The following is a 1,290-nucleotide window of genomic DNA, read 5'->3' on the forward strand; positions in this document are numbered from 1 at the left end:
GCGGTGTATGGACCGGAGACATGGGTAACAGGTGTGCGGGGACATGGGTAACACTTCGGGCGAGTGATTCGCCTGGAGCCGTTCATGCCCTGGAACCCGAGAAACACCATGAACCTGCGTCTGGAATTCGTGAATCTGGCCTTGCAGGAAGGCGCCAACCGGCGTGAGCTGTGCCGGCGTTTCGGCATCAGCCCGAAGACCGGCTACAAGTGGCTGGCCCGGCATGCCCAGGATGACAGCGCCGCCGCGTTGGCGGACCGCTCGCGCCGGCCCCTGCAGAGTCCGGCGCGCACCGCTCCCTCAATTGAGCAGCAGGTGGTCGATCTGCGCCAGGCACATCCCGCCTGGGGCGGGCGCAAGATCAAGCGGCGCCTCGAGGATCTCGGCCACACCGCGGTGCCCGCACCGAGCACCGTGACCGATATCCTGCATCGCCACGGCCTGATCCGCGCGGAGGCTTCGGAGGCTGCCACTGCGTGGCAGCGCTTCGAACACGCGCATCCGAATTCACTCTGGCAGATGGACTTCAAGGGGTGGTTTGAACTGCAGGACGGACGGCACTGCTCGCCGCTGACGGTGCTGGACGATCATTCGCGTTTTAACCTGACGCTCGATGCGTGCGGCAGGACCGACACGTCCACCGTACGCGCGCATTTGCGGCAGACGTTTCGCCGTTATGGGCTACCGTTTCGCATCAACGCGGACAACGGCTCGCCATGGGGCAGTCCCAGTCAGCCGGGACAGCTCACCGAACTGGCCATCTGGCTGCTCCGGCTCGGTGTGCGTCTGTCCCATAGCCGGGTGGCCCACCCGCAGACCAACGGCAAGGACGAACGGTTTCACCGCACGCTGAAGGCCGAGGTGCTCAGCGGCCGTCGCTTCGACAGCCTGCGAAACGCCCAGCGGGCGTTTGACGAGTGGCGCACGGTCTATAACCATCAGCGCCCGCATCAGGCCCTGCAGATGGCCACCCCGATCACCCGTTACCGGCCCAGTGCGCACCCTTATCCGGAGACACTGCCGCCGATCGAATATCGCAGTGACGACACGGTGGTACGTGTGGGGTGGAATGGAGAACTACGTTTCCGGTGCCGGTCTTTCAAGGTTTCAAATGCGCTGCACAAGCTGCCGGTTGCCGTGCGCCCCAGCGCAGGAAGCGGCAACCGCTATGACCTGTTTTTCCTGCATCATCACCTCGGAACCATCAACCTGGACCGGCCCGAATGAGCGGATCATGTGTTACCCATGTCCCCGCACACCTGTTACCCATGTCTCCGGTCCATACACCGC

Annotated in this window: 1 protein-coding gene; it reads left to right on the forward strand. The window is 64.0% G+C overall.

Annotation, left to right across the window (positions count from 1 at the left end; all coding sequences use genetic code 11):
- Positions 1-84 precede the first annotated feature (84 nt).
- Positions 85-1,227 (forward strand): IS481 family transposase, encoded by a 1,143-nt coding sequence (locus A3CW_RS0144170; protein WP_028209165.1) that lies wholly within the window; start codon positions 85-87, stop codon positions 1,225-1,227.
- Positions 1,228-1,290 lie beyond the last annotated feature (63 nt).

This window comes from Paraburkholderia nodosa DSM 21604, assembly GCF_000519185.1.
GTDB lineage: Bacteria > Pseudomonadota > Gammaproteobacteria > Burkholderiales > Burkholderiaceae > Paraburkholderia > Paraburkholderia nodosa.

What these genes read in the sequence shown, in the direction of transcription:
- A3CW_RS0144170 (WP_028209165.1), top strand. Translation starts at nt 85, where the DNA reads ATGCCCTGGAACCCGAGAAACACCATGAACCTGCGTCTGGAATTCGTG.